Origin of the sequence: Dietzia sp. UCD-THP (assembly GCF_000349585.1) — a bacterium.
GTDB classification, from domain to species: Bacteria; Actinomycetota; Actinomycetes; order Mycobacteriales; family Mycobacteriaceae; genus Dietzia; species Dietzia natronolimnaea_A.
This window is the reverse complement of the sequence record NZ_KB714664.1, coordinates 1-401: the sequence shown is the minus strand read 5'-3', so window position 1 is coordinate 401 and position 401 is coordinate 1. Positions and strand designations below refer to the sequence as shown.

At 70.1% G+C, this 401-nt stretch carries 1 pseudogene; it reads right to left on the bottom strand.

The features are described from left to right. Positions 1-401 (bottom strand): annotated as a pseudogene (locus H483_RS39760) (hypothetical protein); the annotation flags it as partial.

Genomic DNA, 401 nt, shown 5'->3' with positions numbered 1-401 from the left:
GATCATCCTCGAACCCGATATCGGTTCGCGGCTGGGCGGGCGTCCACTGTTCGCCCGTCGTCTCGACGGGTGCGGTCTCGCTGGGAGGCGCGTAGGTACCGGCCTCCTCGTCGGGTACGTACAGTGCCCCGGGAGCGGGCTGGACCCCGATGTAGTACCTGCTCAGGCAGTGATCGGTGACGTTCTGCGATCCGTCGGTGAAGATGGTGAGGCCGGGCGTCCCGCCGTCGGCCTCGGTCGCACATCGCGCGATGAACTTCCCGGGCTGCTCGTCACGCTCGGTGGTGGTCGGCGACGTGATCTCCGTCGCGGACGCAGAGCGCGGAGCCTCGGAGAGCACCTGTGGCTCCGGCTGCGCGCAGGACGCGGCCACCAGCGCTGTTGCGCCGGCGGCGAGGAGC